The sequence below is a fragment of the Vibrio genomosp. F10 str. 9ZD137 genome, assembly GCF_049974785.1.
Classification (GTDB): domain Bacteria; phylum Pseudomonadota; class Gammaproteobacteria; order Enterobacterales; family Vibrionaceae; genus Vibrio.
This window is the reverse complement of record NZ_JBNGCJ010000452.1, coordinates 1-1844: the sequence shown is the minus strand read 5'-3', so window position 1 is coordinate 1844 and position 1844 is coordinate 1. Positions and strand designations below refer to the sequence as shown.

Annotated in this window: 1 protein-coding gene; it reads right to left on the bottom strand. The window is 31.5% G+C overall.

Annotated elements, in window-relative coordinates; translation table 11 throughout:
• Window positions 1-29: 29 nt before the first annotated feature.
• Entirely contained in the window at window positions 30-1787 is a 1758-nt protein-coding gene (locus ACP45E_RS10850; protein WP_017038252.1) for an ATP-binding protein, read from the bottom strand.
• Window positions 1788-1844: the final 57 nt, after the last annotated feature.

The following is a 1844-nucleotide window of genomic DNA, read 5'->3' as shown; positions in this document are numbered from 1 at the left end:
GAATGTAGCAAATCGTGTTGATGCGATTGTTATGCCTTACACTTTTCAATTGATAGGAGTAACAGTTCTTTTATTTTATTCTTCAGAATCATAGCTTCTTCTTCTTTATGTTCAGGAAGAGACTCTTTAATTACATGCAAAACTTTTTGTTTTCTAATTAAAGTTGAACCTGCACCACTTAGTGACATCGCATAGTTCCAATTAATATTGTATTTCTTTAATAGTGTTTCACGAGCTAAACTAAGAAGTAGGTTTGAGAACTCTTGTTTAACTCTATTAGTACTCTTTACTTCCATTGATGGAGTTGCTGATTCAACCCAACCTTTAGGGGTTGAAATGAAAAAATCTAATTCATTTATGATTTCAGCATGAAAATCAGCTATAGGTTTCATGTCCCTGAACTCATCCATTTCCCAACACATGCGACGATTAAATGCTTTAACTGTCTGCCAATGTTTCGAATTCAGGAGGTGATTCCATTTATCAATATATACATCTGATGACTTAGCTAAATATGATGAGAGCATTTCATAGTCATAAACCGGCTCAATAAATTGAGGAATATCTTGATTAAATTTTTCCGTAATATTCGACAATAACTTAGTAATATCTTGAATACTTTCAGTATTCAAGATATTTGATTTTACATCCGATAAATAAAATAAGTTATTTTTATCAAGATTTGCATCAACTCCATTTTCCTTTAGTGCACTTTTTACGTTTCTAAACCCTTTTTTAACAGCTTTAATTTGCTCTTCTCGACTACAGTTTTCATCATCATTGACTTCAACTTCATCTAATTTTGAAAAAATTAGATGAAATTTATCAAGATAACCACTACGAATAACACCTTCGATAGCACTTTTACCACCTGAAGCAAAAGGTTTTTTAGATTCTTCAACAAGACCAATAGAATCAGAGAAATGAAAGTAATCTAAATGTCGAGCAGATAAACGGCTTGCCTCTCTCGTATCATGACCAATTCCTTCCCCATCAATAAGAACAAGTTCTGTATTATTTGGTAACCAATCAGCCAACAAATCACCCTGAACTCTGGCGTATTCAACGACAGGAGATATCGAGTTTTTAGAGCTTGATAACAATTTTTTGGCTTGCTTAATAAAGTCATCTTTATTATCTTCTGAATGCTGGTAACATTCATTAACTGAAAAAAGTTCAAAACCATCACACATTTCAGAAACTTTAGTACAGATAAGATCTAATATTTTATTTTCAATACTAATTTTACCTCCTAAGTTATCTAAAGCCATATCTACAATAATACCTAACTCGTCTGAAGAACTATCAAATTCTTTTTTCAGCTCTTCAACACGATTAGACAAATCAGGTAAAGTATATGACTTAATTTCTTCTGCGATACTTTCTAACTCACTTTCAGATAATATATATTTCAGCCTAAATCTTTCATCCGGTGTTTCTTCCAGATCACTAATTAAATCATCAAGATCAAAATCACCTTTAGACATAAATGCTTTATGAATAGCTACATCTAATATTTCTCTGATTAAAGAACATACTTGTTCTTTGCTTTTAAAAATATATGTCGCGTTATAATTCAAATCTCGACTCAAAACATATTCAGTTACAGCAACTGTTGTTCTTTTTTGCTGAACTGACGGAAATTTCAAATAATCTGTATTTAATATTTTCCTAACAATTGTAGTCTTGCCTGCACCTGTGTCACCTAATAAATAGAATTTAGGCATATTAACTGGAATTGGGCTTACTTCGTTTAACTTATTTTGAATTTCTTTGAACCTACTCATTATTTTTCCTTAAAATTAAAAAATTCACTTAGGCATAACGCCGCATTAAGGTGTGAG